This is a genomic window from Nonomuraea sp. PA05 (assembly GCF_008086045.1).
GTDB lineage: Bacteria > Actinomycetota > Actinomycetes > Streptosporangiales > Streptosporangiaceae > Nonomuraea > Nonomuraea monospora.
This window is the reverse complement of the sequence record NZ_VSEY01000011.1, coordinates 272,566-298,067: the sequence shown is the minus strand read 5'-3', so window position 1 is coordinate 298,067 and position 25,502 is coordinate 272,566. Positions and strand designations below refer to the sequence as shown.

The window sequence follows — 25,502 nt, the reverse complement described above, 5'->3', positions numbered from 1 at the left end:
GGAGGAGCCGCCGTGAGCGCGTACTACGAGGCGCCTGACTACTACCGGCCCGCGCCCGGCGACCCGCCCGCGGTGTTCCTGGCCGGGGGGATCACCGGGGTGGCGGACTGGCAGCGGGAGGCGGCGCGGGAGCTCGGGCGGATCGGCGCGGTCGTGCTCAACCCGCGCCGCCGTGACTTCCCGATCGGGGATCCGGGGGAGACACCCGCGCAGATCGCCTGGGAGCACCACCATCTGCACCTGCCTGAGGTGCTGACCATGTTCTGGTTCCCGCCGGGGGACAGCACGCAGCCGATCGCGCTGCTGGAGCTGGGGGCGGCGCTGGACAACCCGGCGCGGCGGATCGTGGTGGGGGCCGACCCGGGGTATCCGCGGGTGGCGGACGTGCGGTGGCAGGCGCGGCTGGCCCGGCCTGGCGAGGTCGTGCACGCCACCCTCGGCGACACCTTGGCCGCCGTCCGCGGCCTGCTCGCGGGGGAGGGCGGCCCGTCCTGAACGCGTCCGGGACGGGCCGCCGGCGAGGTCACGCCTGGACGCCGGACTCCTTGGCGGCCCGGTCGATGGTGGCCAGCTCGTCCTCGGTGAAGTCGAGCCGGTCCACGGCCGCGACGTTCGCCTCGAGCTGCTCGGGGCTGGAGGCCCCGACGAGCACGGAGGTGATCCGCGGGTCCCGAAGCGCCCACGCCAGCGCGAGCTGCGCCACCGTCTGCCCGCGCGAGTCCGCCAGCTCGGCCAGCGACCGCACGAAGGAAAGCACCTCGGGCGTCACCCGGTCGGGCGTCAGGAACCGGCCCTCGGCCGCCCGCGAGCCGGCCGGGATGCCGTTCAGGTAGCGGTCGGTCAGCAGGCCCTGCGCCAGCGGCGAGTACACCACGCAGCCGACGCCCTCCTCCTCCAGCACGCCCAGCAGCGACTCCTCGATGCCCCGGTTCAGCAGCGAGTACGACGGCTGGTGCACCAGCAGCGGGGTGCCGAGGGAGCGCAGCATGCGGGCGGCCTGCGCGGTGCGCCCGGGGGAGAAGTTCGAGACGCCGACGTAGAGGGCGCGGCCGGTGCGGACCATGTGGTCCAGCGTGGCGACCTGCTCCTCCAGCGGCGTCTCCTCGTCGTCGCGGTGCAGGTAGAAGATGTCCACGTAGTCGAGGCCGAGCCTGGTCAGCGAGCGGTCGAGGGTGGCCAGCAGGTGCTTGCGCGAGCCGCCCACCCCGTACGGGCCGTCCCACATGGGGTTGAAGCCCTTGGTGGTGACCACGACCTCGTCGCGCAGCGACCGCGGGAGGAGCCTGCCGAAGGCCGCCTCGGCGGCGCCGATGGGCGGGCCGTAGCGGTCGGCGATGTCGAAGTGCGTGATGCCGAGGTCGAAGGCCTTGTGCAGGATGGCGCGCTGGGTCTCGAGCGGCTTGCCCTCGCCGAAGTTGTGCCAGAGGCCGAGCGACACGGCGGGCAGGAGCAGTCCGCTGCGGCCGCACCTTCTGTACGGCTGGCGTTCGTAGTCCAAGGGGTGACCTTCCGGAAAGATCGTGATGAAACGTTTTTACGACCCCAAGTTAAGCACTTTCTCCACTTCGTCCGCCGCCGCGGGAGCGCCGCCCGCCGCCGCCACCTCCTCCCGCATCCAGCGCACCCGCTCGCGTACGTGCTCGTCGGCCGCCACCTGCCCGGCCGTCTCCCACACGCGTTCCCCGGTCAGCCCCTCGGGCGGCAGCGCCCGGCCCAGGCCCAGCTCGGCGATGCGGTCGGCGTTGGCCCGCTGCTCGGCCATCTGCGGCACCGCCACCATCGGCACCCCGAAGTGCAGGCTCTCCATCGTGCTGCCCATCCCGGCGTGGGTGACGAACACCCGCGCATGGCGCAGCACCGCGAGCTGGGGCACGTGCCCGTGCACCTCGACGTTCGGCGGGATCGGGCCGAGCGATTCCGGGTCGACCCCGCCGACGGCCAGCACGACGTGCCACGGCAGGCCCTCCGCGCCGCGGATCACGGCGCGGTAGAAGTCGGGGCGCCTGTTGTAGCCGGTGCCCAGCGAGACGAGCGCCACGGGCCGGTCGTCGCCGGGCGGCCGCCAGTCGCCCTGGAAGGCGCGCCCGGTCAGGCCCGGCCCGACGAACGCGTAGCCCTCGCCGAACGTCTCGCCCGCGTACTGGAAGGCCCGGGGCAGCAGCACCAGCCGGACCGCCGCCCGGTCGCCGCGCATGAACGCCTGCACGTCCCTGATGCCCTCCTTGCGCAGCAGGGCGCCGAGCCGCACGATCATGCGCAGGAACCCGAGGCTCAGCGGGTTGACGGTGGTGTAGCGGCGCTGCATCGACCAGTGGTCGTTGCTGACCAGGTTCGGCCAGGTCTCGACCGACGGCACCTGCCGGCGGGCCGCCAGGATCCGGCCCCACCAGCACAGCGGGCCGTCGTGCACCACGAGGTCGGGGCGCTCGCCGCCGCCGAGCTGCGCCAGGGCGGACTTGGTCTCATCGAGCAGCAGCCCCATGGCCTTGACCAGGCCCTTGCCGTGCATCTGCGGCACGTCGTCCAGGCCCAGCGAGTCCCAGGCCGAGGTCCACGGCACGATCTCCGCGCCGGTCTCGGCCACGCGCGCGGCGTTGGCCTCGGTGGTGGCGTAGGTGACGCGGTGACCGCGCCGGACGAGCTCGGCGGCCAGGCCGAGCGTCGGGTTCACGTGACCGGCCCCGATGGGAGCGTAGAACGCTACGGTTGCCATGCCCTCGTGTATACACGCGGTTCCGCGTCACAAGAGAGATCCAAGTGACGTCCAAGGCCGGTTGAGCATCGTGGTCCCTTCACAAGCAGAGAAAGGGACCCCCTGAGATGAGAAGGACAGCGTTGCTGCTGGGCGCCGCACTGCTCAGCGGTCTGCTGGCCCATCCGCCGCACGCCACGGCCGCCTCCACCACCTCCGCCGCTGGGCCGGTCGTCAAGGTGGCGCAGGTGAAGGCGAGCCCCGCCAAGCAGTCCGGCGGCTGCCCCACCACCGTCGGCTTCTCGGCCGTGGTGGCCGCCAAGGGCACCGGCACCGTCCGCTACCGCTGGGTGCGCGGCGACGGCAGCAGGAGCGCCGTCAAGGGCGTGCGCGTGAGCGGCACGCGCAAGGTGGTCGTGCGGGACCGCCAGACCTTCGACCGCACCACCTCCGGCTGGCAGGCGGTCGAGATCCTGGGCAGGAAGGGCCTGTCGGCCAAGGCCAGATTCAGCGTCACCTGCCGGGGCCCCGTCACGGTCTGGGACGACCGGCACCACCTGCCCGCCCGGCCGGGCAAGCCGCTGGTCGCCGCCGCGTCCGTGACGGCCGACCCGCCCTCGTACGGCGGCGCGTGCCCTGCCACGGTGCGCTTCACCGGCACGATCCAGGTGTCGCGCACCCCGGCCAAGGTGGACTTCCAGTGGATCGACAGCGCCACGGGGGAGGGGCCGGCGCAGTCGCTGCACTTCGCCGCGAACGGGCCGCGCAGCCGCCAGGTCGTGCTCCCGATGGGGGTGGGCAGCTCCACCAGCGGCTGGAAGGCGATCCGGCTGCTGACGGCGGGCCATGACTCGGGCCGGGCGGCGTACCAGGTCACTTGCGAGACCGCCCCGCCGACGAGCCCGCCGCCCACGACCCCCACGCCGACCCCCACCCCCACCCAGACCCCGACCCCGACCCCGCCCCCGGCGCAGAAGCCGGTGCCGAGCATCACGGCCCTGACCCCGGGCGACTACGCGGGCGAATGCCTCGAACCGGTCGCCTACCAGGCCACCGGCCGCGTCGCGCTCCCCGCCGGCCCCGCCGCGAAGGTCACGTACTGGTGGATCCTGGACGGCAACAAGTGGCAGCAGCAGGTGCTCGACTTCGCCGCCTCCGACCAGCCCCGCGCCCAGGACGTCACCGCGACCTGGTCCCTGGAGCGGACCGGCGCCGGCAGCCACACGCTCGGCCTGATGACCGAGGGCGGCCCGGCGGAGCCGGTGACGCGCGAGTTCCGATTCGCCTGCACCGATGAGCCAGGCGACGCCAAGCTCACCTTCCACTACCTGCTGACGCCCGTCTTCCACGGCGTCTGCGACAGCTCCTACGGCCTGCGCGCCGACGGCCTGGTGACCACCGACCGCGAGGCGGAGGTCAAGTACCGCCTGGTCATCGACGGCAAGCCCGGCCCCCTCAGGAGCGAGACGCTCAGGCCCGGCGTGAAGAGCAAGATCGGCGACTTCTGGTACGGCTCCGCCCGCACCAGCGGCGCCGGCGTCGTCCGCCTGGAGGTGCTCAACCACAACAAGCCGTTCATGCAGGAGGCCTACACCTGGACCTGCAAGGACAGGACCCCGGGCACCGTGGAGATCACCGAGCTGTGGCCGGTCGCCTACCACGGTGACTGCGTGGACGCCCCGTACGTCACCGCGCACGGCGCGTTCGCCGCGGCCCCCGGCACGGAGATCACCTTCCGCTGGGTGACCGACGGCGACCCCACCACGCCGGTGACGCTCAAGGTCGGCCAGAGCGGCATCCTGGAGGTCCAGGCGGCCAACTGGGACCGTCCCGAGCGCAAGGACGGCACGGTCGTCCTGGAGGTGCTCAACCACAACAAGCCGTCCATGCAGGCGGTCTACCCGGTGACCTGCCGGTAGCGATCAGGAGGAGTGGCGGCGCGGGCCGCCACTCTTCCCCCGGCCGCCGCGCGGGCACACAGTGAGGAGGACCGCGCGGCACCGGGAGTGTGGGATGAGTGATGCTTCGATGACCCGGTTCTACCGGGATCATGGTTACCTGCTGGTCAGAGGGTTGCTCGGTAAGGACGAGGCACGCGGCTACCGCGAGGAGTGCCACGCGGTGCTGTCGCGGTTACGCCCGTACGACCCCACGTGGGGCAGCGCCAGGCGGCTGGCGGGCGGCGCCACCGAGCTGCGGCACTGCCACGACGCGCAGTTCCACTCGGCCGCTTTCGCCAGGCTCATGCTCGACCCTCGCTTCACCGACGTGGCGGCGGCCCTGATCGGGTCGCGGAACGTCCAGCTCCACCACACCAAGATCTTCGTCAAGCCGGCCGAGAAGGGCTCCCCGTTCCCCCTGCACCAGGACGCCGCGCACTTCCCCCACACCCGCCACACGGTCGGCGCGGCCATCTTCCACTTCGACGACGCACCCGAGGAGAAGGGCTGCGTGCGGGTCGTGCCGGGCAGCCACAAGCACGGGCCGCTGCCGCACGTCGAGGAGGGCGGCTGGCACCTGCCGCCGGAGCGGTGGCCGCTGGAGGACGCGGTGCCGGTCGAGGCGGAGGCGGGCGACGTGCTGTTCCTCAGCTACCTGACCGTGCACGGGTCCGGCGTCAACCGGTCGCGCGAGGCCCGTACGACGCTGCTCGTCCAGTTCCGCGACCCCGAGGACCGGCCCGCCGACGACGTGCACCACTCGCGCGGGCAGGGCATGATGCTGCGCGGCTTCGACCCGCTGGCCGAGCGGTGAGAGCCCTGCCGGATGCCAGGGCCGCGCTCGCGGTGGCGCTCGCGGTGCTGGCCCTCAGCGGCTGCACGCCCGCTCCGGTCCTGCCCGAGCCGCAGGTGGACGGCGTGCGCATCGTCGAACAGGAGCAGGCGGGCGAGCGCGGGCGGGCGCTCACCGTGTCCTCCCGGGCGCTGGGCCGCCGGACCCCGGTGCGCGTGCTGCTGCCGCGCGGCTGGACCCCGGGCTCCGGGCCGTGGCCGGTGCTCTACCTGCTGCACGGCTGCTGCGGCGCCGGCCATCTCGGCTGGGTGGACGAGGGCGGCGCGGAGCGCCTCACCGACACGCTGCCCGCCATCGTGGTGGTGCCGGAGGGCGGCCGGGTCGGCTTCTACTCCGACTGGGTACGCGGCCCGCGCTGGGAGACCTTCCACATCGAGGAGCTGATCCCGCTCATCGAGGCCGAGTTCGGGGCGGGCCCCGACCGGGCGGTGGCGGGGCTGTCGATGGGCGGGCTGGGCGCCATGGTGTACGCCGCCCGCCACCCCGGCCTGTTCCGCGCCGCCGCGTCCTTCTCCGGCGTGCTCGACACCACCGGCGACCGCTCCGGCGTGCGGCGGCTGCTCAGCGAGAACGGCGAGGACACCACCGCCCTCTGGGGCGAGCCGGACGGCCAGGCGTGGGACGCGCACAACCCCGCCCGCCTCGCCGGGAGGCTGGGCGGGGTGCCGCTCTACGTCTCCTGCGGCAACGGCGACCCCGGGCCGCTGGACCCGCCGGGCGCGACGGGCGACTTCGAGGGCGCGCTGCTGCGGCAGGCGACGGTGTTCGCCGAGCGGGCGCGGGCGGCGGGCGCGGAGATCACCACCGACTTCTACGGGGCGGGCACGCACACCTGGCCCTACTGGGAGCGGGCCCTGGAACGGGCCCTGCCGATGTTGCGCGCCGCCATCGGCGCTTGATCAGCTGGGCCTGATCACTTCCACGTGACGTTGATCGTCGCGGCAGAGGAACCGGTGGTGTAGGCGCGGTTGGCGCCGCTCTCCCACGTGACGTTCCCCGAGCCGTCCTTCTTGATGAACTTGTACTCGAAGGACGTGCTCGCGGGCAGCGTCACCGTGGCGCTCCACACCGGGTATCCGGCGGAGGAGAGCGGGATGGCCTCGGCGGTGTTCCAGTTCTTCAGCGCGCCGATCGAGCCCACCAGGAAGACGTTCGTGCCCCAGGTCGTGGTGGCGTTGACGTTGAAGGTGACCGGCACCTGGGCGGGCGGCGTGGTGGTGCCGCCCGCCACGATCGCGACCGCGCCCTTGGCCGGCACGGTGACCGTCGCCTGGCCGCCGCCGTTCACGGTGACCGTGCCGGTGCCGGTCACGCTGGTGTACGTGCCGGAGGGCAGGCCGGTCGGGAACGTGCCCGTGTGCGAGCCGGTGCCGTTGTTGATCGCGATCCAGCCCTTGGCGCCTCGGCTGAAGGCGATCACGTTGCCGTTCGGGGCGCTCCAGTTGGCGACCGAGGTGCCTCTGACGGCGTTGTGGAAGCCGACCATGCCGGTGATCGCCGGGTCGCGGTGCAGGCATTCCCAGCCGCCGCCGCACACCGCGTCGCGGACGAACCCGTTCGAGTGCGGCGGCCCCGCCTCCCTGTCGCTCCACGTGAAGCCGTCGTACACCTGCGGCGTGCCGTAGTTCCAGGCGAGCTGGAAGACGGTGGCCAGCCGGTACGCCGCCCCGTCCTTGTAGCTGAGCGCGCTGGTGCCGCGCTCGGTGTCGTGGTTGGCGACGAACGTGACGGACCGGCCCGACGGCTGCATGCCGCCCCAGCTCTCGCCGAACGTGCGCAGGTCGGAGATGCTGCCGTAGAACTTCTCGCGCAGGTAGCGGCCGTACTGGAACTCCAGCACGTCGCCGATCCCGGTGTACTGGCCCGGCTGGACGGCCTCGCCGGAGCCGTAGATGACCTCCTGGTAGATGTACGGCGAGCCGCTCAGCCTGCCGTAGACGTCGCCCAGGTCGGCGGGGCTGGTGTGCTTGGCCGCGTCCACGCGGAAGCCGTCCACGCCCAGGCCGATGAGCTTGTTGAGGTAGCCGGCGATGGCGCCGCGGACGTACTCCTCCTCGGTCTCCAGGTCGGACAGGCCCACCAGCTCGCAGTTCTGCACGTTGCGGGCGCTGCCGGTGTAGTCGCCGTCGTGGATGAGGTTGTCGGTGTTGCCGCAGTCCTCGGCGTAGTAGTGGAAGTCGGCGGGCGAGTAGAGGCCCGGGTAGTCGTACTTGCTGAAGCTCGCGCCGCCGTAGCTGGTGCTGCCCTGGCCGGTCATGTGGTTGATGACCGCGTCCGCGTAGACCTTGACGCCCGCGGCGTGGCAGGCCCGCACCATCGCCGCGAACTGGCTCTCGTTGCCGAACTTGCTGGTCAGGGTGTAGCCGGCGGGCTGGTAGACGTCCCACCAGACGGCGCCGCCCCTGGTGAGGGAGTCCTGGGGAGGGGAGACCTGGACGCCGCCGTAGCCGGCCGGGCCGAGGTGGCCGGTGCACTCCCCGGCCACGGAGTTCCAGTTCCAGCTCCAGAGGTTGGCGATCACGTCCCTGTCGCCGGGAGGCGCGGCTTGCGCTGTGCCGGTACCCACGAGAACGGCCGCCATGGTGAACAGGGCGGCGGTGCCTGCCTTCAGTCGCTTCATGGTGCACTCTCTTGGAGTTTCGGGGGGATTGCCCGGAAGTTACCCAGCGCCGTCAGGCTTTGCAAGGACTTTGCGGAAAGTTTCTGCAAGAATGCAGCCATCCGGCGATCGTGGCCATTCCGTTATCTCGCGCGTGTATCGGCGCCCCTCATCCGCTCTCGTAGGCCACAGAGGGAAGAACGGAGACGGCGCATGACCATCGACTACATCCCCGAAGGCGCCAAGCCAGGCGACGGCGAGAGGTTCGGGCCGCCCTGGCGAGGCATCGACCTGCCCCGGGAGATCCTGGACCGGCACGGAGCCAAGGTGCTCGACCCGTGGGCCGTCGGCCTGGACGACGGCGAGACCAGGCCCGACTCGACGGTCTACCGCGCGGACGTGCTCCTCGTACCCGCGCACCTGCTCGAGAACCGCGACGACACCGACTGGATCAACAGGGCGCTGGGCGGCGTCGGGCTCAAACTGTCGGAGGAGAGCGTCGAACGCGCCCGCCGCAGGGAGCCCGGTGGCGAGACCGCCTGGGAGCCCGCCGTCCTGACCGTCGCCGAAGGGCAGCGCGACGTCAAGGCCGACGCCTGGCCCGCCCTGCGAGCCCTGCGCCGGGCCGCGCGCGAGGAGCCCGACGCCCTCGCCGGCAGGGAGGGCATCGAGAAGATCTCGCTGGACCACCTCTTCGTCGGCTCCGCCACCAGCGGCATCGGCTCGCTCAACCTCGGCGGCGAGCCCGCCACCAGCGGCCACGCCGTCATCGAGGAACCCGGCGGCGGCAGCCGGCCCGGCTACGGCCGCATCCCCGTCACCGTCGTGGCGGGCCCGCCGCCCCGGCGCTCACCCGAAGAGCTCGGCGGGCCCAGGATCACCGTCGTCACCCTCGACACCGGCGTGGCCGGCCACCCCTGGTTCAAACCCGTGACCGACCCCGACGCGTTCCTCACCGTCGACCCCGACGGGCAGCAGCTCATCCAGGACAGCCACCCCGCCTACCAGGGCCGCGACATCGCCAGGCTCGTCGGCTACCAGGACCTCGGTCACCTGCCCAACCCGCTCATCGGCACCCTCAACTCGCACACCGGCCACGGCCTCATGCTGGCCGGCCTCATCGCGCAGATCGCGCCCGACGCCCGCGTCCTGATGTACAAGGTCATGCACAGCGACGGCGTCGTCCCCGGCGAGGCTGTGCACGCCGCCCTCGACCGCCTGCTGTGGCTGCTCGACCAGGGACAGGCCGTGGACGTGCTGTGCTGCTCCTTCGGCGGGTTCGCCGAGACCGGCGACGCGGCCATGCAGGCGCTGTTCGACAAGGTCAACCAGCTACGGGCGCGCGGCGTCATCGTCGTCAACGCCGCCGGCAACTACGCCACCACCAGGCCCTTCTACCTGGCCGCCCTCTCCGAGACCGCCGTCCAGGGGCCGCCGCTCGCGCCCATGCTCGGCGTCGCCGCCAAGAACCCCGACGGGACGATCGCCATCTTCAGCAACGAGCACCCCGCCGTACGGTGGCGGGCGCCCGGCGCCATGGTCGTCAGCACGTTCCCGCCCCAGTACCGCGGCGCCCAGAACGCCGTGCTCAGCGTCGGCGAGCGCGCCTCACTCGACGCCGACGCCGTGGGCGCGCACTGCGCCTGGAGCGGCACCTCGTTCGCCGCGCCCATCATCGCCGGCGCCATCGCCGCCGAGCTGACCAAGACCATCGGACAGGTGGGCGTCGACCGGGTCGAACGGGCCAGGACCGTCATCGACGCCATGGTCAACGACAAGGTCGCGCGGCCGGAAATCGTGCCGATCTGATGACCGGCGACCCCGCACTCGAACGTGCGCCCACCGCCCGCGCCCAGCGCCGCGACCGCCTCGCGGCGCTGCTCGTCGAGGCGCGCCAAGGCAACAGCGACGCGCTCGACGCCATCGTCGCCGAGCTCACCCCCGTGCTCTGGCACACCGCCCGCAACCAGGGCCTGAGCCGGCAGGCCGCCGAGGACGTCATCCAGACCACCTGGCTCACGCTCCTGCGGCACCTGCACGCCATCTCCGTGCCAGGCGCGCTCATCGAGTGGCTCGTCACCACCACCCGCCGCGAGGCCTGGCGGGTCAGCCGCGTCTCCCGCAAGGACGACCTGCCCGGCGACGACACGTTCGACGAACTGCCCGACAGCGTCCTCACCCCCGACGAGCTGCTCGTGGACGACGAGCGGCGCCGCGCGCTCTGGCACGCCGTCGAGAGCCTGCCCAAGCGGTGCGCCGAGCTGCTCAGGATCGTCGCCTTCGTGCCCCGCCCCCACTACGACGCGGTGGCCGCCGCCCTCGACATGCCGCTGGGCAGTATCGGGCCCACACGCGGCCGGTGCTTCGCGAAGCTCCGCCTCCTGCTCGCGAAGGACCCGGATTGGAGTTCCTGATGAACACGGCCCAGGGGGACCACCCCCGCTTCACCCCCGAGGACCAGCACCTCGTCGAGGAGATCGCCGGCGTCTACCGCGTCGTCGATCCCGTGCCCGCGACCCTCGTCGAACGCCTCCAGTTCGCTCTCGCCCTCGAGTCACCCGAGTTCGAGGTGCTGCGGCCGCAGGAGGAGGACGTGCTGCCCGCCGGCGTACGCGGCGGCGAGGACAGCAGGACGATCACCTTCGACAGCGAGATCCTCACCATCATGATCAGCGTCAGCGCGCGCGACGAGCACGCCGTCCGCGTGGACGGCTGGCTCGCCCCGCCCGGCGACCACCTCGTCGAACTGCGCTGCGGCGAGGGCGCCCACGTCGTCAGGGCCGACGACCAGGGGCGGTTCGTGCTCGACGTGGTGCCGCGCGGACTGTCGCAACTCGTGGTGCGCCAGGGGCTCGATGATCCGGGACTTGATGATCCGGCGCAGGCGACGATACTGGCTGTGACGCCCTCACTCATCCTCTGACCACCGCGAGGCCGGATGCGAGACCACGGGCGTGCGGGCACGCTGCGCGAACAGGCGGAGCGCCTGCACAGGCTCAGCGTCGAGGCGACCGACGACGGCCGCCCGGCCCTTGCCGCCCGACGGCTCCGCCAGGCCCTCGACCTGCTCGCCTGGAACAGCGGTCGTGACGATGGCGAAGGCGACGGGCTGGTGGCGCGCCTGCTGATCAGCCTCGCCCACGCCGAGGCCGAACAGGGCCGCTCCGAACTCGGGATGGAGCTCCTCGACGAGGCCCAGCGCCGCGCCCCCGCCGGGGAGCTGGCCATCGTCCACGCCCAACGCGGCCTGATGCACCTGCGGATGGGCTCCAGCACCCAGGCGCTGCGCGAGCTGGACATCGCCGCCCCCCTGCTCCTCGACGGCGACCGCGTCGAGCTGGCCAGAGTGCTCCTCAACCGCTCCGTCATCCACCTCACCACCGGACGCATCCGCCAGGCCAGGGACGACGCCCGCAGGAGCGCCCACCTCGCCCACACCCACGACCACCCCGTGATCGCCGCCAAGGCCCTGCACAACGACGGCTACTGCGACCTGCTGCTCGGCGACGTGCCGGCCGCGCTGGGCGTGTTCGCCCGGGTGGAGCGGCTCTACCAGGACGTCAACCCGGGCTTCCTGCCCGTGCTCGCCCTCGACCGGGCCCGCGCCCTGCTCGCCGTCGGCCTCACCGACGAGGCCGGCCACACCCTCGACCGGGCCATCGACGGCTTCCGCAGGCAACGCCTCATGCAGGACTACGCCGAGGCCGAGCTGGCCAGAGCCCAGTGCGCGCTCGACGCGGGACGGCACGACGAGGCCCGCGACTGGGCCAGGCGGGCGGAGACGCACTTCCGCCGGCGGGGGAGCGCGGCCTGGGCGCGGCGGGCCGAGCTCATGCGGCTGCGCTCGGACCTGGCCCGGGGCGCCGCGCCCCGGACGGTGGCGCGGCGGGCGTGGGAGCTGGCGGCCCGCTTCGCCGAGCTCGCCATGCCGGACGACGGGGAGATGGCCCGCCTGGTCTCGGTCCGCGCCCTCATCGCCGCCGGCCACCTCACCGCCGCCGCGACCACCGCCACCGCCCCATCCCGTAAGGGCAGCCGCCCCAGGGGAGAGCCGCTCGACGTCCGCCTGATGCGCCACCTGGCGGAAGCCGAGCTGGCCGACGCCCAGGGCCTGCCCGGCCGGGCACTGCGCAAGGTCCGCTCGGGCCTGACCCTGATCGACTCCCACCGCGGCACCCTGGGCAGCCTGGACATGCTCACCGGCGTAGCGGCCCTCGGCGCCGACCTGGCGGCGCACGGCTTGCGCGCCGCCCTGGAGGGAAGCTCGCCACGCCAGGTGTTCGCCTGGTCCGAACGTTGCAGGGCCCAGGCGTTCAGGTTCCGCCCGACCCGCGCCCCCGAGGACGAGCAGACCGCGGAGGCGCTGGCGGAGCTGCGTCAGCTCGCCCAGCAGATGCACGCCGACGAGGCCGCGGGCCGCCGCCGCCCGGCCCTGCGCAGGCGCTGCCTGGAGCTGGAGCAGGTGATCAGGGAACGCGGCTGGCAGCTCCCCGGCGTCGGCGAGCGGCTGGCGCCCGCCCCGGCGGCGGCCGTGCGGGAGGCGCTGGACGAGGACGGGTTCGCGCTGGTGAGCCTGCTGAACGTGGACGGCGGCCTGCTCGCCCTGGTGCTCGTGAACGGCCGCTGCCACCTGCACAGGCTCAGCGCGTACGAGCCGGTGGCGGAGGCGGCGCGGCGCCTGGCGGGGGACCTGAACGCGCAGGCCGGCCGTAATCTGCGGCCGGCGATGAGGGCGGTGATCGAGGCGTCCGTGCAGCGCCAGCTCGGGGTGATCTCCGACGCGCTGGGTGCGCCGTTGCGGCAGGCGTTGTCCGGGGCGAGGGGCATCGTGCTGATCCCGACGATGGGGCTGTCGGCGGTGCCCTGGGGGCTGCTGCCCGAGCTGCGGGGCAGGCCGCTGGCGGTGGCGCCGTCCGCGCTGGTGTGGCTGGCGGCCAGGCGCGCCGCCGAGCCGTTCGTCAGGGACGGCAGCTCATCCGTCCTGGTGGCCGGGCCCGATCTGGAGCACGCCGAGCGGGAGATCGAGCGGCTGGGCGCGGTGCATCCGAAGGCGCGCACGCTGAGGGGCGGGTCGGCCACCGTGTCGGCCACGCTGTCCGCCCTGGACGGCGCGTCGTTCGCGCACTTCGCCACCCACGGCCACCACGAGCGCGAGAACGTGCTCTTCTCCCGCCTCGACCTGGCCGACGGCCCTCTCATGGCCCACGACCTGCAACGCCTGGACAGGACTCCTGGGCACGTGGTGCTGTCGGCGTGCGACGTGGGCCAGGCGGTGGTCAGGGCGGGGGACGAACTGCTCGGGTTCACCGCGGCGCTGCTCTACCTGGGCACGTCCACGGTGATCTCCAGTCTCACCCGCGTGCCCGACGCCGTCGCCGAGCAGGTCATGATGGCCTACCACCGGGGCGTGGCGCTCGGCGCGTCCCCGGCGGACGCGCTGGCGTCGGCAGCCGAGGGGGAGCCGGCGTGCACGTTCGTCTGCTTCGGGGCTGGATAGAGCCCGTCAGGGCAGCAGGCGGCGCTGTTCCTCCTCCACCACCAGCCGCGCCAGCGACTGCTCCGACACGTCCACCGCGTCGCCCGTGGACTCGGCCAGGTCGCTGCGCCTGGCGTAGGCGTCGAACAGCCGCGACTTGCGCCGCAGGATGTCCAGCATGCGCTGGTCCACGGAGTCCACGGTGAGCAGCCGGTGCACCTGGACGCGGCGCACCTGGCCCATCCGGTGCGCACGTCCGACCGCCTGCGTCTCCATGCTCGGCTTGACCTGCGGCTCGCACAGGATGACCACGGACGCCGCCTGCAGATTCAGCCCGACGCCGCCCGCCTGCACCTGGCTGAGCAGCACGGCGTGCCCGGCCGCGGCGGAGAACTCGTCCACGACCCGCTGCCGCCGCTCCGCGCTGACGTCGCCGGACAGCGGGCCGTGCGCCCGCCCGTCCAGCGCCGCGCCGACGGCGGCGAGCACCGCGCGGAAGTAGGAGAACACCACCACCTTCAGCCCGTTGGCCTCGGCGTCGTCGATGAGCTCCAGCAGCCGCTTGAGCTTGGCGGAGGTGGCCGGTTCGGCGTAGGCGGCGCGCCGCATGGCCATGAAGTTGCCCTTGGCCACCGCCTCCCGGTACACCTCCAGGTCGGCCCCGCTGAACTCCACCCACTCGTCGGCCTCCACCCGATCGGGCAGCTCCGCCAGCACGTCCTGCTGGTTGCGCCGCAGGTAGACGGGCGCGACCGCCTTGCGGAAGGCCTGCGCCCCCGCCACCACGTCGCTGCTGCGCAGCTCGGCGGCGAGGCCGGGCCGCAGGTACGCGATCAGCGTCCTGAACTCCTCCACCCGGTTCTCCATCGGCGTGCCGGTCAGGAACAGCACCCGCCGCGCCCGCCCGCACCAGCCGGCGACGGCCCGCGAGCGTTTCGTCTCCGGGTTCTTGACGTAGTGGGCCTCGTCCACGACGAGCATGCCGAGGTCCGCGGGCTCGACCCGGTGCAGCCCGTCCAGGGTGGCCACCGCGACGCCGCCCCGCAGCAGCCACTCCTGCTGGGCGGCGAGCCGTTCGGGACCGTGCAGCGGGTAGGCGCGCAGGGTGCTGCGCGCGCCGATCTCCCGCACCCAGTTGATCAGGACGCTCGCCGGGCAGGCCACCAGGAAGTGCGTGTCGCCGGACGCCCGCAGATGCGCCAGCGCGGCGATGGCCTCGATGGACTTGCCCAGGCCCATCTCGTCACCGATGATCACGCGCTCCTGCACGAGTGCGAAGCGGGCGCCGAACGCCTGGTAACCGCGCAGGGACACCCGCCGGTGCGTGTCGTCCAGGGGTTGCGCGGCGACCTTGGCGGCCAGGTCGTCCGGCAGGAGCCCCCGCTCGGTGCCGAGCGGCTCGCCGGCCAGCTCGGCCAGCAGGGCGAAGTACTCGGGCGAGCGGGACTCGAAGTCCGCCCACGCCTCGAAGTCGCGGGCCGGGGGACGCAGCAGGTCCGTCGTGGCCTGGGCGATCAGCAGCCGCGTCCCGTCGTTGTCCGTGAGCAGGCTTTCGACGGCCTCGACCGCCTCCCGCGCCTGCCGCCGCCGCGACGGCAGGGTGACCATCATCCGCAGCCGGCTGCGCGCGGGCCGCGCCGCCGCGAGCAGCGGCGCCAGCCGCCCCGCCAGGTCCTCGGCGGCGTGCAGCGCGCGCGGCAGGTCGGGGCCCGCGCCGACCAGGCGGTGCAGGGCGACCACCAGCTCCGTGGTGTGGTGGTCGGGCAGGTCCACGTCGAGCCGCAGGCTGGCGGCGTCGGCGGCGGCCTGCTCGATCTGCCGGGCGGCCGCGTGGATCTGTCCCGCCGTCCGCGCCCCGATCCCGGGCAGCAACTGCAACTCGTACGGCGTGGCGTCCAGCACCTGCCGCACCGTGGCGAAGCCGGCCTTCTCCAGCGTCGCGATGCGCAGCCGCCCGTCGGTGACGTCCTTCAGCCGCGAGACCGGCACCGACTCCAGCCCGGCCCTGGCCACGTCGCGGCGCAGCGCGTCGAGGGCGTGCACGGCCTGCGCGCGGACGGCGGCGTGCTCGTCCAGCAGGGTGCGCGCGTCGGCGAGGAGCAGGTCGGCGTTCTCGAAGTCCACCGGACCAAGGATGCCCACGAGGACGCCCGGCAGACAACGGGGCGGTCACCTCAGGTGCACGCCGATGAGGCAGGTGTCGTCGTCGGTGTCGGAGTTGCAGTGCGTGAGCAGGTCGTCGAGGCGGTGGTCGAGCGTGTCGGCCGCGCGCCCGGCGATGGTCAGGAGCTGGTCCTGGGCGTGGCGCAGGTTGTGGTCGCGCCGCTCGATCAGGCCGTCGGTGTACATGAGCAGCGTGTCATCGGCCTGGAGCTGGAGCTCCCCCTCCTCGTACAGGGCGTCGGTGAACGCGCCCAGCAGCGGCCCCTTGACCATGGGCAGCTCCACGCCGCGGCCGTCGCGCAGCAGGATGGGCGGCAGGTGGCCGGCCCTGGCCCAGCGCAGGACGCGGGTGGGCGGGTCGTACAGGGCGCACACGGCGGTCGCGGTCATCCGGTCGGCCAGGTGGTGGGCGACCTGGTTCAGCCAGCTCATGATCTGCGCGGGGCCCGCGCCTGTGGTGGCCAGGCCGCGCAGCGCGTTGCGCAGGATCACCATGCCGGTGGCCGCCTGCACGCCGTGCCCGGCCACGTCGCCGACCGACAGCAGCACCCGATGGGACGGCAGCGCGACCGCGTCGTACCAGTCGCCGCCGACCAGGTCCTCCTTCTGCGCCGGCCGGTAGCGGACGGCGATGTGCAGGCCGAAGGAGTCCATTGCGCCGTGCGAGGGCGGCATGATCGCCTGCTGGAGCTGCAGGGCCAGGCGGTTGCTCGCGGCGGAGCGCTCCTCGGTGTGGGCGAGCTGGTCGCGGGTGACCGCCAGCGCCACCTCCGTCCAGTGTTGTGAGGAGATGTCCTGGTACGCCCCCCGCACCGCCATCAGCCGCCCCTCCGGCCCGAAGACCGGCTCGGCCACCACCCGCATGTGGCGGGTGACCCCGTCGGGGCGCACCAGCCGGAACGCCACGGCCGCGAACCGCCGGTGGTGCAGCACCGTCCGCAGGAACCGGCCGATCGCGATCTCGTCGTCGGGGTGGGCGTGGGCGCGCAGCCGCTCCAGCGGGATCGGGCGGTCGCCCGGCGTCATCCCGTACAGCGAGTAGAGCTGCGCGTTCCAGGTGATCTGGCCGGTCACCGCGCTCTCCTCGAAACCGCCGATGCGGCCCAGCCGCTGGGCGTGCTCCAGGAGCCCGGCCAGCCGCGAGCCCTCGTCGTGGTCGCGCCAGACCATCAGCACGCTGTCGCCGTGCCGGGTCAGGCTCACGTCCGCCACCCCGGTGGTGCTCAGGCCGAGCGTCATCCGTTCTGCGCGGAACGGCCTGCCCGTCGCGTACACCTGGATCAGCCGCGTCAGCAGCCCGCCCGCCGCCCGGGGGTAGGCCTCCAGCAGCAGCCCGTCCGGCGCCAGCGGGTACGCGTCGAGCAGCAGCCGGTCGCCGCCCGAGATGCGCTCGTTGACGTGCCTGATCCGGAAGTCGGCCGGCTCGCCCTTGGGGTCCAGGTGCGCCTGCAGCACCACGGCGGGGTCGGGCAGCGCGTCGGCCAGGTCCACGACCTCAGACATCGCGGGCGTGGACGGCGTCAGCGCCGCGAACGGCGCGTCCAGCGTGTGCGCGCACAGCTCGGCCATGGCCTCGATCTGCCGTTCGAGCCTCGGCGGGTGCGGGGGCAGCGCGTGCGGCCAGCAGATCTCCAGCACGCCCAGCACCCGGCCGCCCGTCGTCATCGGCACCGTGACCCGGCCGCCGCCGGCGACGAGCCGGCCGATGGCGGGCAGGCCCGCGTCGCCGTGCCAGATCATCCGCCGCTCCGTCAGCGACCGCCCGGCCGGGGTGACCACGCCCGGCGGGACGTGCCGCCACCGCCTGGCCTCCTCGGGGCCGAACCCGGCGCAGCCCGCCAGGCTGAGCGCGGCGCCCGGCTCGGCCGCCCACACCGCCACCGCCGTGGCGCCCAGCGGGCCCAGCGCGTGCTCCAGCAGCGCCACGGCCACCACCTGGGTGTCGCCCGCGTCCAGGGCCGCGCTCTCGGCGGCGCGCAGCCGCACCGAGACCTCCGGGTCGGACCGGGACGCTGCGCCGATGCGGTCCTCGGCGACCTCGTTGACGATGTCGGCGGCCACCTCCAGGCGGGACACGCCGGCCTTGGCCGCCAGCGTGGCGAGCTGCTCGGCCGCGTGCGCGGGGCCGCAGCGCAGCCGTTCCAGCAGGACGCCCTTGGCCAGCTCGATCAGGGCGCGGTCGTCGGCCTCGCGCCGGGCCCGCTCGGCCTCCCGCCGCAACCGCTCGACGGTGGCGGCCAGCGCGTCCAGCCGGTCCTCGGGTACGGCCTCCCCGCCACCGCCGTCCCGCGCCTCGGACGGGAGGCTTTCCCGCGCCTCCTCGTCACCGCCGTCACGCGCTTCGGGCGGGTCGTGGTCCGGTGCCCCGGTCGCCGCGGGGCTGTCAGGTGTCCCCGGCGTGCCGGCCTCAGGCCACTCGCCCGCGCCGAACCCCGCGATCACGTCGTCGGGGCGCGCCGGGTCGGGGAGAGGAGTCGCCTGGTCGTCTGCGTGCACGTCGCCGCTCCTCGCGAAATCGTCAGGACGGGTCCATCCAATGCTGGATGCGTTCGATGAGATGGTCGGCGTCCACCGGCTTGGTCACGTAGTCGCTGGCCCCCGCCGCCAGGCTCTTCTCCTGGTCGCCCGGCATGGCCTTGGCGGTCACCGCGATGATCGGCAGGTCGGCGTACTGCGGCATGGCCCTGATCGTCTCGGTCGCCGTGTAGCCGTCCATCTCCGGCATCATGACGTCCATCAGGATCAGGTCGGTCTCCGTGTGGGCGGTCAGCGTGTCGATGCCCTTGCGGCCGTTCTCGGCGTGCAGCACGTTGATGCCGTGGATTTCCAGCATGCTGGTGAGCGCGTACAGGTTGCGGGCGTCGTCGTCCACCACCAGGACGGTACGCCCGGCGAGGGTGTTGTCGATCTCGCGGGCCGCGGCCTCGCCCACGGTGCCGGTTCTGACCAGGGGCAGCACGTCGCCGGGCTGGTTGGCGGTGAGGTGCAGGGCGATGCGTTCGCGCAGCTCGTCCAGGCTGGACAGCAGCTCCAGCGGCTGGTGCGCGAGGCTCACCTCCTGCTGCGCGTGCGAGCGCCAGTTGTTGTACGCCAGCACCGGCACCCCGTGCAGGCGTGGGTCGCGGTCCATGATGTCCAGCAGGTGATAGGCCGACATGTCCGGCATGCTTAGGTCCAGCACGATGCAGTGGCAGGGCTCGCCGGCGAGCATGACGGCCGCCTCCTCCACACCCGCCGCCGCGGCGACCTCCATCGTCCCGTCGTGGTCGCGCGCGCCGGCCAGGTCGCCCACGACGCTCTCCGACACCAGCGACAGCAGCCCGTTGCGGCGCTCCTCGATGACGAGCAGCCGCCGCGCGGCCACCGGCTCCCGCTCGGTGGGCTGGGCGGGCTCGCCGCCCTCCGCCGGCATGACCTCGAACCCGGGCCGCGCCACCGGCAGGAACAGCGTGAACACGCTGCCCTGGCCGGGCGTGCTCTGCACCGTGATGGCGCCGCCCAGCAGGTAGGCGATCTCGCGGCAGATCGACAGGCCGAGCCCGGTGCCGCCGTACTTGCGGCTGGTGGTGCCGTCGGCCTGCTGGAACGCGCCGAAGATGACTTCGAGCTGCTGCTCGGGGATGCCCACGCCGGTGTCGACGACGCGCAGCGCGATGGCGGGGCCGTTCGAGCGTACGGAGGGAGGCAGCTCGGACGGCGCGGCCGGCTCGATGCGCAGCTCCACGCTGCCGCTCTCGGTGAACTTGACCGCGTTGGAGAGCAGGTTGCGCAGCACCTGCCGCAGCCGCGAGTCGTCGGTGAGCAGCTCGGCGGGCACGCCCGGCGCGGTGGTGACGCGGAAGGCGAGGCTCTTCTGCCCCGTCATGGGGCGGAAGGTCGCTTCGACGTAGTCGAGCAGCTTGCGTAGCTGCACCCACTCGGGGTTGATGTCCATCTTGCCCGCCTCGACCTTGGACAGGTCGAGGATGTCGTTGATGAGCTGCAGCAGGTCGGAGCCGGCCGAGTGGATGATCCCGGCGTACTCCACCTGCTTCGGCGTCAGGTTGCGCGTGTGGTTCTGGGCCAGGAGCTGCGCCAGGATGAGCAGCGAGTTGAGCGGGGTGCGCAGCTCGTGGCTCATGTTGGCGAGGAACTCGCTCTTGTAGGTGGAGGCCAGCGAGAGCTGGTGCGCCCGCGCCTCCAGCTCCTGCCTGGCCTGCTCGATCTCCAGGTTCTTGGTCTCGATGTCCTGGTTCTGGCGGGCCAGCAGCGTCGCCTTCTCCTCCAGCTCGGCGTTGGAGCGCTGCAACTCCTCCTGCTGGCTCTGCAGCTCCTCCGAGCGGGCCTGCAACTCCGACGCCAGCCGCTGCGACTCCTCCAGCAGCTCGTCGGTGCGCGCGTTGGCCACGATCGTGTTGAGGTTGACGCCGACGGTCTCCATGAGCTGGTCGAGGAAGGCGCGGTGGACCGGCGTGAACGGCTGCACAGAGGCCAGCTCGATCACGCCCAGCACCTGCTCCTCGACCACGACGGGCAGCACGATCACCGAGGTGGGATCGGTCCTGCCCAGCCCCGAGGAGATCGTGATGTAGCCGGGCGGCAGGTCGGTCATCGCGATCGTCCTGCGGCTGCGCGCCGCCTGGCCGACCAGCGCCTCGCCGATCCTGAACCGGCTCGGCCGCTCCGGGTCCACCGGGTAGCCGTAGGCGCTGATCAGCTGCAGCTCGCTCTCCTCGGCCAGGAAGAACGCGCCGTACTGGGCGGAGACCAGCGGCGCCAGCTCGTTCATCACCAGCTCGGCGACCGTGGCCAGGTCGCGGTGCCCCTGCATGAGGCCGGACATGCGGGCCAGGTTGGACTTCAGCCAGTCCTGCTGCTCGTTGGCGCTGGTCGTCTCGCGCAGCGACTTCACCATCGAGTTGATGTTGTCCTTCAGGTCGGCCAGCTCGCCCTCGGCGTCCACGGTGATCGACCTGGTCAGGTCGCCGGAGGTGACCGCGCTGGTCACCTCGGCGATCGCGCGGACCTGCCGGGTCAGGTTGCCGGCCAGCTCGTTGACGTTCTCCGTCAGCCGCTTCCACGTGCCGGACACGCCCTCGACCTCGGCCTGCCCGCCCAGCCTTCCCTCGCTGCCGACCTCGCGGGCCACGCGCGTGACCTCGGCGGCAAACGAGGAGAGCTGGTCCACCATCGTGTTGATGGTGGTCTTCAGCTCCAGGATCTCGCCCCGGGCGTCCACGTCGATCTTGCGGGTCAGGTCGCCCCGCGCCACCGCGGTGGTGACCTGAGCGATGCTGCGCACCTGGTTGGTCAGGTTGTCGGCCATCGAGTTGACGTTGTCGGTGAGGTTCTTCCAGGTGCCCGCCACGTTCGGCACGCGGGCCTGCCCGCCGAGCTGGCCCTCGGTGCCGACCTCGCGGGCCACCCGGGTGACCTCGTCGGCGAACGCGCTGAGCGTGTCGACCATCGTGTTGATCGTCTGTGCCAGGGCCGCGACCTCGCCCTTGGCCTCGACGGTGATCTTCTGTGACAGGTCGCCGCGCGCCACGGCGGTGGCCACCTGGGCGATGCTGCGCACCTGGTTGGTCAGGTTGGAGGCCATGACGTTGACGTTCTCCGTCAGGTCCTTCCAGGTGCCGGAGACGCCCCTGACCGTGGCCTGGCCGCCCAGGTTGCCCTCGGTGCCGACCTCGCCCGCCACCCTGGTCACCTCGTCGGCGAAGGAGGAGAGCTGGTCGACCATCGTGTTCAGGGTGTTCTTCAGCTCCAGGATCTCGCCGCGCGCCGAGACCGTGATCCGCTGCGACAGGTCGCCGCGCGCCACCGCGGTGGCCACCTGCGAGATGTTGCGCACCTGGTCGGTGAGGTTGCCCGCCATGAAGTTCACCGAGTCGGTCAGCGCCCGCCAGGTGCCGGCCACGCCCTTGACGTCGGCCTGGCCGCCCAGCCTGCCGTCGGTGCCGACCTCGCGGGCCACCCTGGTGACCTCCGCGGCGAAGGAGGAGAGCTGGTCGACCATCGTGTTGACGGTGTTCTTCAGCTCCAGGATCTCGCCGCGCGCGTGCACGGTGATCTTCTGTGACAGGTCGCCGCGGGCCACGGCCGTGGTGACCTGGGCGATGCTGCGTACCTGGTCGGTGAGGTTGCCCGCCATCGCGTTGACGGACTCCGTGAGGTCCTTCCAGGTGCCGGAGACGGCCGGCACCTCGGCCTGGCCGCCCAGCCGCCCCTCGGTGCCGACCTCGCGGGCCACGCGGGTGACCTCGGAGGTGAACAGGGAGAGCTGGTCGACCATGCCGTTGAAGACGGAGGCGATCTCGCCGAGCAGCCCGTCGGCGTCGTCGGGAAGCCTGGTGCGGAAGTCGCCGTCCCTGACGGCGGTGAGCCCTGCGAGCAGCCGCCGGAGCTCCGGCTCCTCACCGGCCTCCCCCGGGCCGCGGGCGCGCTTGTTACGCGCGGACGAATGGGATGTGCCGACAGTGGACTCGCCCATGACCGGTCCTCCGTGCTCGCCCGGGCTTCCTCAGGTAGCGGAGACATTAGCCGGATCTGCCCTTGGTGCGCGCTAACCCCAAGTTGTCATCTATCTATCACAGGACGTGCACGGGGGGTGTGAACATTTTCGGCCTGAGCGGAAGGCAATTGGCCCACTCGCGAAACTCGCTCTATTGCGACTTGCTTGCAATAGAGCGAGTTCCCGTGCGTTCGCGGCTCAGTGGCCCGAGGCCGCCGCGCGCTCGCGAGCCAGCCGCTCCTCGCCCGACAGCGTCGCCAGCGGCTTCTCCTTGATGAACAGCACCGCCACCAGCGCCAGCACCGTGAGCGGCACCCCGATGAGGAACAGCTCGGCCGTCGCGGTCGCGTACACGTCCTGGATGATCCGCACGACGGGAGCCGGCAGCTTGGAGATGTCGGGCACGGCGTGCGCGTCGCCACCGCCGCCACCGGCGGCGGCCATCGGCCCGAGCTTCTCCGTGAGCAGCGTGGTGACCCGGTTGGCCAGCACCGCGCCCAGGGCGCTGACGCCGATCGTGCCGCCCATACTGCGGAAGAAGGTCAGCGCCGAGGTGGTGGAGCCCAGGTCGGCGGCGGGCACGTCGTTCTGGGCGGCGAGCACCAGGTTCTGCATGAGCATGCCGACGCCGATGCCGAGCACCGCCATGTAGACGCCGAGCATGACCGTGCCGGTCTGCCCGTCGATCGTGCTGAGCAGGCCCATCCCGGCGAGCATGACGATGCCGCCGGCCACGAGGAAGCCCTTCCAGCGGCCGGTCTTGGTGATGAGCTGGCCCGCCACGGTCGAGGAGACGAGCAGGCCGAACACCATCGGCAGGCTCATGAGGCCGGCGACCGTCGGCGACTTGCCGAGCGCCACCTGGAAGTACTGCGACAGGAAGACGGTGCCGCCGAACATGGCGACGCCGACCAGCGCGCTGGCCACGGTGGCGAGGGCGACGGTGCGGTTCCTGAAGATGGTGAGCGGGATGATCGGCTCGGCGGCCCGCGACTCGACCCAGACGGCCAGCGCGAGGATGATCACGCCGCCGCCGACGAGGCCGACGGTCCACCAGGAGCCCCACTCGAACTGGTTGCCCGCCAGCGACGACCAGATCAGCAGCGTGGACACACCCGCCGTGATGAGCAGCGCGCCCAGGTAGTCGATCTTGACTTCCTTGCGCACCACCGGCAGGTCGAGGGTGCGCTGCAGCAGGATGATGGCCACGATGGTGAACGGCACGCCGAGCAGGAAGCACCAGCGCCAGCCGAGCCAGGAGGTGTCGACGAGCACACCGCCGATGAGCGGCCCCGCGACGGTGCCGACACCGAAGACGGCGCCGAAGATGCCGGAGTAACGGCCCAGCTCACGCGGCGGGATCATGGCCGCCATGACGACCATCGACAGCGCGGTCATGCCGCCGGCGCCGACGCCCTGGACGGCGCGGCTGACGATGAGGATCTCCACGTTCGGCGTCAGGCCCGCGATCAGCGAGCCGACCACGAACAGCCCGAGTGAGAGCTGGATCAGCAGCTTCTTGTTGTAGAGGTCGGCCATCTTGCCCCAGAGCGGCACCGTGGCCGTCATGGCCAGCAGCTCCGTGGTGACGATCCAGGTGTAGACGGTCTGGGTGCCCTGAAGGTCGGTGATGATGCGGGGCAGGGCGTTGGCCACGACGGTCGAGGCCAGGATGGACACGAACATGCCCACCATCAGCCCGGACAGCGCTTGCAGGACCTTCCGTCTGGACGTGGGCGCCGCGGCCGCGGGCTCGGGCTGCGCGCTGGTGGTTGTCATCTTTCCTCGTTCTCTCGGGCGTCTTCCGGCGGCAGGGCGGCCCCGCGTTCGGCGGGGCTCCTGCGGGCACCGGCAGTACGAAACGTTTACTTCTGCGGGGCGGTCGAAGGGGGACGGGTGACCGGGCCCGTCACGGGTTGGGCAGGCCTGCGGCGAGCTGGTCGAAGGCCTCGTCCACCAGGCCGGCCAGTGAGGGGCGGCCGCCGGCGGCGCTCCAGCGCAGCATCGCCACCCGGAAGGCCGCCATGGCGGCCGCGGTGACGAGCTCGGGATAGCCGCTGGTGCCCGGTGCGACGCCGGCGCGGTGGGCGACGGCGTCCGTCACGGCCCGTTCGGTCTCGCTGCCGCTGGCGACGAGCCGGGGGAGCAGTGACGGGTTCTGTTCGAACACCTTCAGCCGCAGCAGCCACTGCTCACGCTGCTCCTGCACGGCTTCGGCCTCGGCCCGCGACATCAGCCGCAGCGCCTCCAGGACGGGCACCCGGGCGGGCATGGCGTCCAGGCGCAGGCACAGCTCGCCGGCGGAGATCTGCTGCGAGCCGATGAGCGCGTCTTCCTTGGACGGGAAGTAGTTGAAGAACGTGCGGGAGGAGACGTCCACCGCCTCCGCGATGTCCTCCACCGTGACCGCCGCCAGGCCGCGCTCGGCGACCAGGGTCAGGGCAGCGTGCTCCAGGGCCGCGCGGGTCTCGAGCTTCTTTCGATCCCTGCGGCTGAGCTCCTCTGCGCTGTCCACGATGGTCACAATGCCCAAGATTACGGGAAAAATTTCACAATCTGCAATGTTTCAGGATGTGAAGTGCCGCAGATCACAGAGGGCGTGGATCTCGACGACGAAGGTTAGGCTTGCCTATGCTCGGGTGGTGCACTCTTCCGACATACGCATGGTGACGACCGAGGACGAGCTCCGCGAGATCGTCAAGGAGCCGCCGCAGACCATCTGGGACAAGGACATCGCCCGGATCGACGAGCACGCGCGCACGATCATCGCCCACTCGCCGTTCGTGCTGCTCGCCACCTCCAACACCGACGGCACCTGCGACGTCTCGCCCCGCGGCGACCCCGCCGGCTCGGTGCTGGTGCTCGACGACCAGCGGCTGGCGCTCGCCGACCGGCCCGGCAACCAGCGCCTCGACAGCCTGCGCAACGTGCTGCTCAACCCGCACGTCGGCCTGCTGTTCATCGTGCCCGGCATGAACGAGACGCTGCGCGTCAACGGCCGGGCGACGCTCGTGTCGGACGCGCCGTTCTTCGACGACCTCACCGTCAAGGGCAAGCGGCCCAGACTGGCGCTCCTCGTCGAGGTCCAGGAGCTCTACATGCACTGCGCCAAGGCGTTCCTGCGCTCGTCGCTGTGGCAGCCGGAGACCTGGCCCGACCGCAAGAGCCTGCCCACGCTGGGGCGGATCGCCAAGGACCACATCGGCATCAAGGGCGTCCCCGCGAAGGTGATCGACGCGGGCCTGGCCATGGACGCCAAGATGAACCAGTACTGACTGCGGAATTC

17 protein-coding genes are annotated in these 25,502 nt (G+C 72.4%); 9 read left to right on the top strand and 8 right to left on the bottom strand.

The features are described 5' to 3' along the window. The first annotated feature begins 12 nt into the window (after positions 1-12). A complete protein-coding gene (locus tag FXF51_RS19875) occupies positions 13-495 on the top strand; it encodes a nucleoside 2-deoxyribosyltransferase domain-containing protein (RefSeq protein ID WP_187414455.1) in 483 nt (160 codons plus the stop codon). A 28-nt stretch (positions 496-523) separates the two neighbouring features. Here FXF51_RS19875 and FXF51_RS19870 read toward each other — a convergent pair whose 3' ends face one another. Further along, entirely contained in the window at positions 524-1,498 is a 975-nt protein-coding gene (locus FXF51_RS19870; RefSeq protein ID WP_148435979.1) for an aldo/keto reductase, read from the bottom strand. 36 nt (positions 1,499-1,534) lie between these two features. After that, positions 1,535-2,713, bottom strand: a complete 1,179-nt coding sequence (locus FXF51_RS19865) for a macrolide family glycosyltransferase (protein WP_148435978.1) — start codon at positions 2,711-2,713, stop codon at positions 1,535-1,537. A gap of 107 nt (positions 2,714-2,820) precedes the next feature. On the opposite strand from FXF51_RS19865, the gene FXF51_RS60860 reads away from it, so the two are divergent. The 3 genes from FXF51_RS60860 (at position 2,821) to FXF51_RS19845 (ending at position 6,384) form a co-directional block, all read left to right on the top strand. Continuing rightward, positions 2,821-4,611, top strand: coding sequence for a hypothetical protein (locus FXF51_RS60860; protein ID WP_187414454.1), 1,791 nt, complete (start codon positions 2,821-2,823; stop codon positions 4,609-4,611). 94 nt (positions 4,612-4,705) lie between these two features. Next, the gene (locus FXF51_RS19850) at positions 4,706-5,446 is read left to right on the top strand and encodes a phytanoyl-CoA dioxygenase family protein (protein ID WP_148435975.1); all 741 of its coding nucleotides are present in this window, start codon (positions 4,706-4,708) and stop codon (positions 5,444-5,446) included. Next, positions 5,443-6,384 (top strand): alpha/beta hydrolase, encoded by a 942-nt coding sequence (locus FXF51_RS19845; RefSeq protein WP_222871360.1) that lies wholly within the window; start codon positions 5,443-5,445, stop codon positions 6,382-6,384. Before FXF51_RS19850 ends, FXF51_RS19845 begins: the two co-directional genes overlap by 4 nt. 14 nt (positions 6,385-6,398) lie before the next feature. On the opposite strand, the gene FXF51_RS19840 is transcribed toward FXF51_RS19845, so the two are convergent. Continuing rightward, a complete protein-coding gene (locus tag FXF51_RS19840) occupies positions 6,399-8,105 on the bottom strand; it encodes a carbohydrate-binding module family 20 domain-containing protein (RefSeq protein ID WP_148435974.1) in 1,707 nt (568 codons plus the stop codon). 192 nt (positions 8,106-8,297) lie between these two features. On the opposite strand from FXF51_RS19840, the gene FXF51_RS19835 reads away from it, so the two are divergent. The 4 genes from FXF51_RS19835 to FXF51_RS19820 are packed head-to-tail and all read left to right on the top strand — an operon-like array spanning position 8,298 to position 13,581. After that, a complete protein-coding gene (locus FXF51_RS19835; protein ID WP_148435973.1) occupies positions 8,298-9,893 on the top strand; it encodes a S8/S53 family peptidase in 1,596 nt (531 codons plus the stop codon). Beyond that, positions 9,893-10,498, top strand: a complete 606-nt coding sequence (locus tag FXF51_RS19830; protein WP_148435972.1) for an RNA polymerase sigma factor — start codon at positions 9,893-9,895, stop codon at positions 10,496-10,498. Before FXF51_RS19835 ends, FXF51_RS19830 begins: the two co-directional genes overlap by 1 nt. Further along, positions 10,498-11,007, top strand: a complete 510-nt coding sequence (locus tag FXF51_RS19825; RefSeq protein ID WP_148435971.1) for a hypothetical protein — start codon at positions 10,498-10,500, stop codon at positions 11,005-11,007. Before FXF51_RS19830 ends, FXF51_RS19825 begins: the two co-directional genes overlap by 1 nt. Before the next feature lie 15 nt (positions 11,008-11,022). After that, on the top strand, positions 11,023-13,581 hold the full coding sequence (locus tag FXF51_RS19820) for a CHAT domain-containing protein (RefSeq protein WP_148435970.1): 2,559 nt from the start codon (positions 11,023-11,025) through the stop codon (positions 13,579-13,581). Between the two features lie 6 nt (positions 13,582-13,587). On the opposite strand, the gene FXF51_RS19815 is transcribed toward FXF51_RS19820, so the two are convergent. The 5 genes from FXF51_RS19815 to FXF51_RS19795 form a co-directional block, all read right to left on the bottom strand. Further along, positions 13,588-15,684 carry a DEAD/DEAH box helicase gene (locus FXF51_RS19815; protein WP_262379673.1) on the bottom strand — a complete coding sequence of 699 codons (2,097 nt, stop codon included), beginning with the start codon at positions 15,682-15,684 and terminating at the stop codon, positions 13,588-13,590. Between the two features lie 45 nt (positions 15,685-15,729). Continuing rightward, positions 15,730-18,219 (bottom strand): SpoIIE family protein phosphatase, encoded by a 2,490-nt coding sequence (locus FXF51_RS19810; RefSeq protein WP_262379672.1) that lies wholly within the window; start codon positions 18,217-18,219, stop codon positions 15,730-15,732. 22 nt (positions 18,220-18,241) lie between these two features. Then, positions 18,242-22,195 carry a HAMP domain-containing protein gene (locus FXF51_RS19805; RefSeq protein ID WP_148435968.1) on the bottom strand — a complete coding sequence of 1,318 codons (3,954 nt, stop codon included), beginning with the start codon at positions 22,193-22,195 and terminating at the stop codon, positions 18,242-18,244. Positions 22,196-22,414: 219 nt separating this feature from the next. Further along, positions 22,415-23,995: an MDR family MFS transporter gene (locus FXF51_RS19800; protein ID WP_148435967.1), complete on the bottom strand. Its 1,581-nt coding sequence runs from the start codon at positions 23,993-23,995 to the stop codon at positions 22,415-22,417. Positions 23,996-24,125: 130 nt separating this feature from the next. Continuing rightward, entirely contained in the window at positions 24,126-24,731 is a 606-nt protein-coding gene (locus FXF51_RS19795; protein ID WP_148435966.1) for a TetR family transcriptional regulator, read from the bottom strand. A 127-nt stretch (positions 24,732-24,858) separates the two neighbouring features. On the opposite strand from FXF51_RS19795, the gene FXF51_RS19790 reads away from it, so the two are divergent. Continuing rightward, positions 24,859-25,491, top strand: coding sequence for a pyridoxamine 5'-phosphate oxidase family protein (locus FXF51_RS19790; protein WP_148435965.1), 633 nt, complete (start codon positions 24,859-24,861; stop codon positions 25,489-25,491). Positions 25,492-25,502 lie beyond the last annotated feature (11 nt).

Excerpts from the sequence above, each read along its gene's own strand:
- FXF51_RS19865 (WP_148435978.1), bottom strand. The coding sequence starts at position 2,713 with ATGGCAACCGTAGCGTTCTACGCTCCCATCGGGGCCGGTCACGTGAAC.
- FXF51_RS60860 (WP_187414454.1), top strand. The coding sequence starts at position 2,821 with ATGAGAAGGACAGCGTTGCTGCTGGGCGCCGCACTGCTCAGCGGTCTG.
- FXF51_RS19850 (WP_148435975.1), top strand. The coding sequence starts at position 4,706 with ATGAGTGATGCTTCGATGACCCGGTTCTACCGGGATCATGGTTACCTG.
- FXF51_RS19840 (WP_148435974.1), bottom strand. The coding sequence starts at position 8,105 with ATGAAGCGACTGAAGGCAGGCACCGCCGCCCTGTTCACCATGGCGGCC.
- FXF51_RS19835 (WP_148435973.1), top strand. The coding sequence starts at position 8,298 with ATGACCATCGACTACATCCCCGAAGGCGCCAAGCCAGGCGACGGCGAG.
- FXF51_RS19830 (WP_148435972.1), top strand. The coding sequence starts at position 9,893 with ATGACCGGCGACCCCGCACTCGAACGTGCGCCCACCGCCCGCGCCCAG.
- FXF51_RS19825 (WP_148435971.1), top strand. The coding sequence starts at position 10,498 with ATGAACACGGCCCAGGGGGACCACCCCCGCTTCACCCCCGAGGACCAG.
- FXF51_RS19820 (WP_148435970.1), top strand. The coding sequence starts at position 11,023 with ATGCGAGACCACGGGCGTGCGGGCACGCTGCGCGAACAGGCGGAGCGC.
- FXF51_RS19805 (WP_148435968.1), bottom strand. The coding sequence starts at position 22,195 with ATGGGCGAGTCCACTGTCGGCACATCCCATTCGTCCGCGCGTAACAAG.
- FXF51_RS19800 (WP_148435967.1), bottom strand. The coding sequence starts at position 23,995 with ATGACAACCACCAGCGCGCAGCCCGAGCCCGCGGCCGCGGCGCCCACG.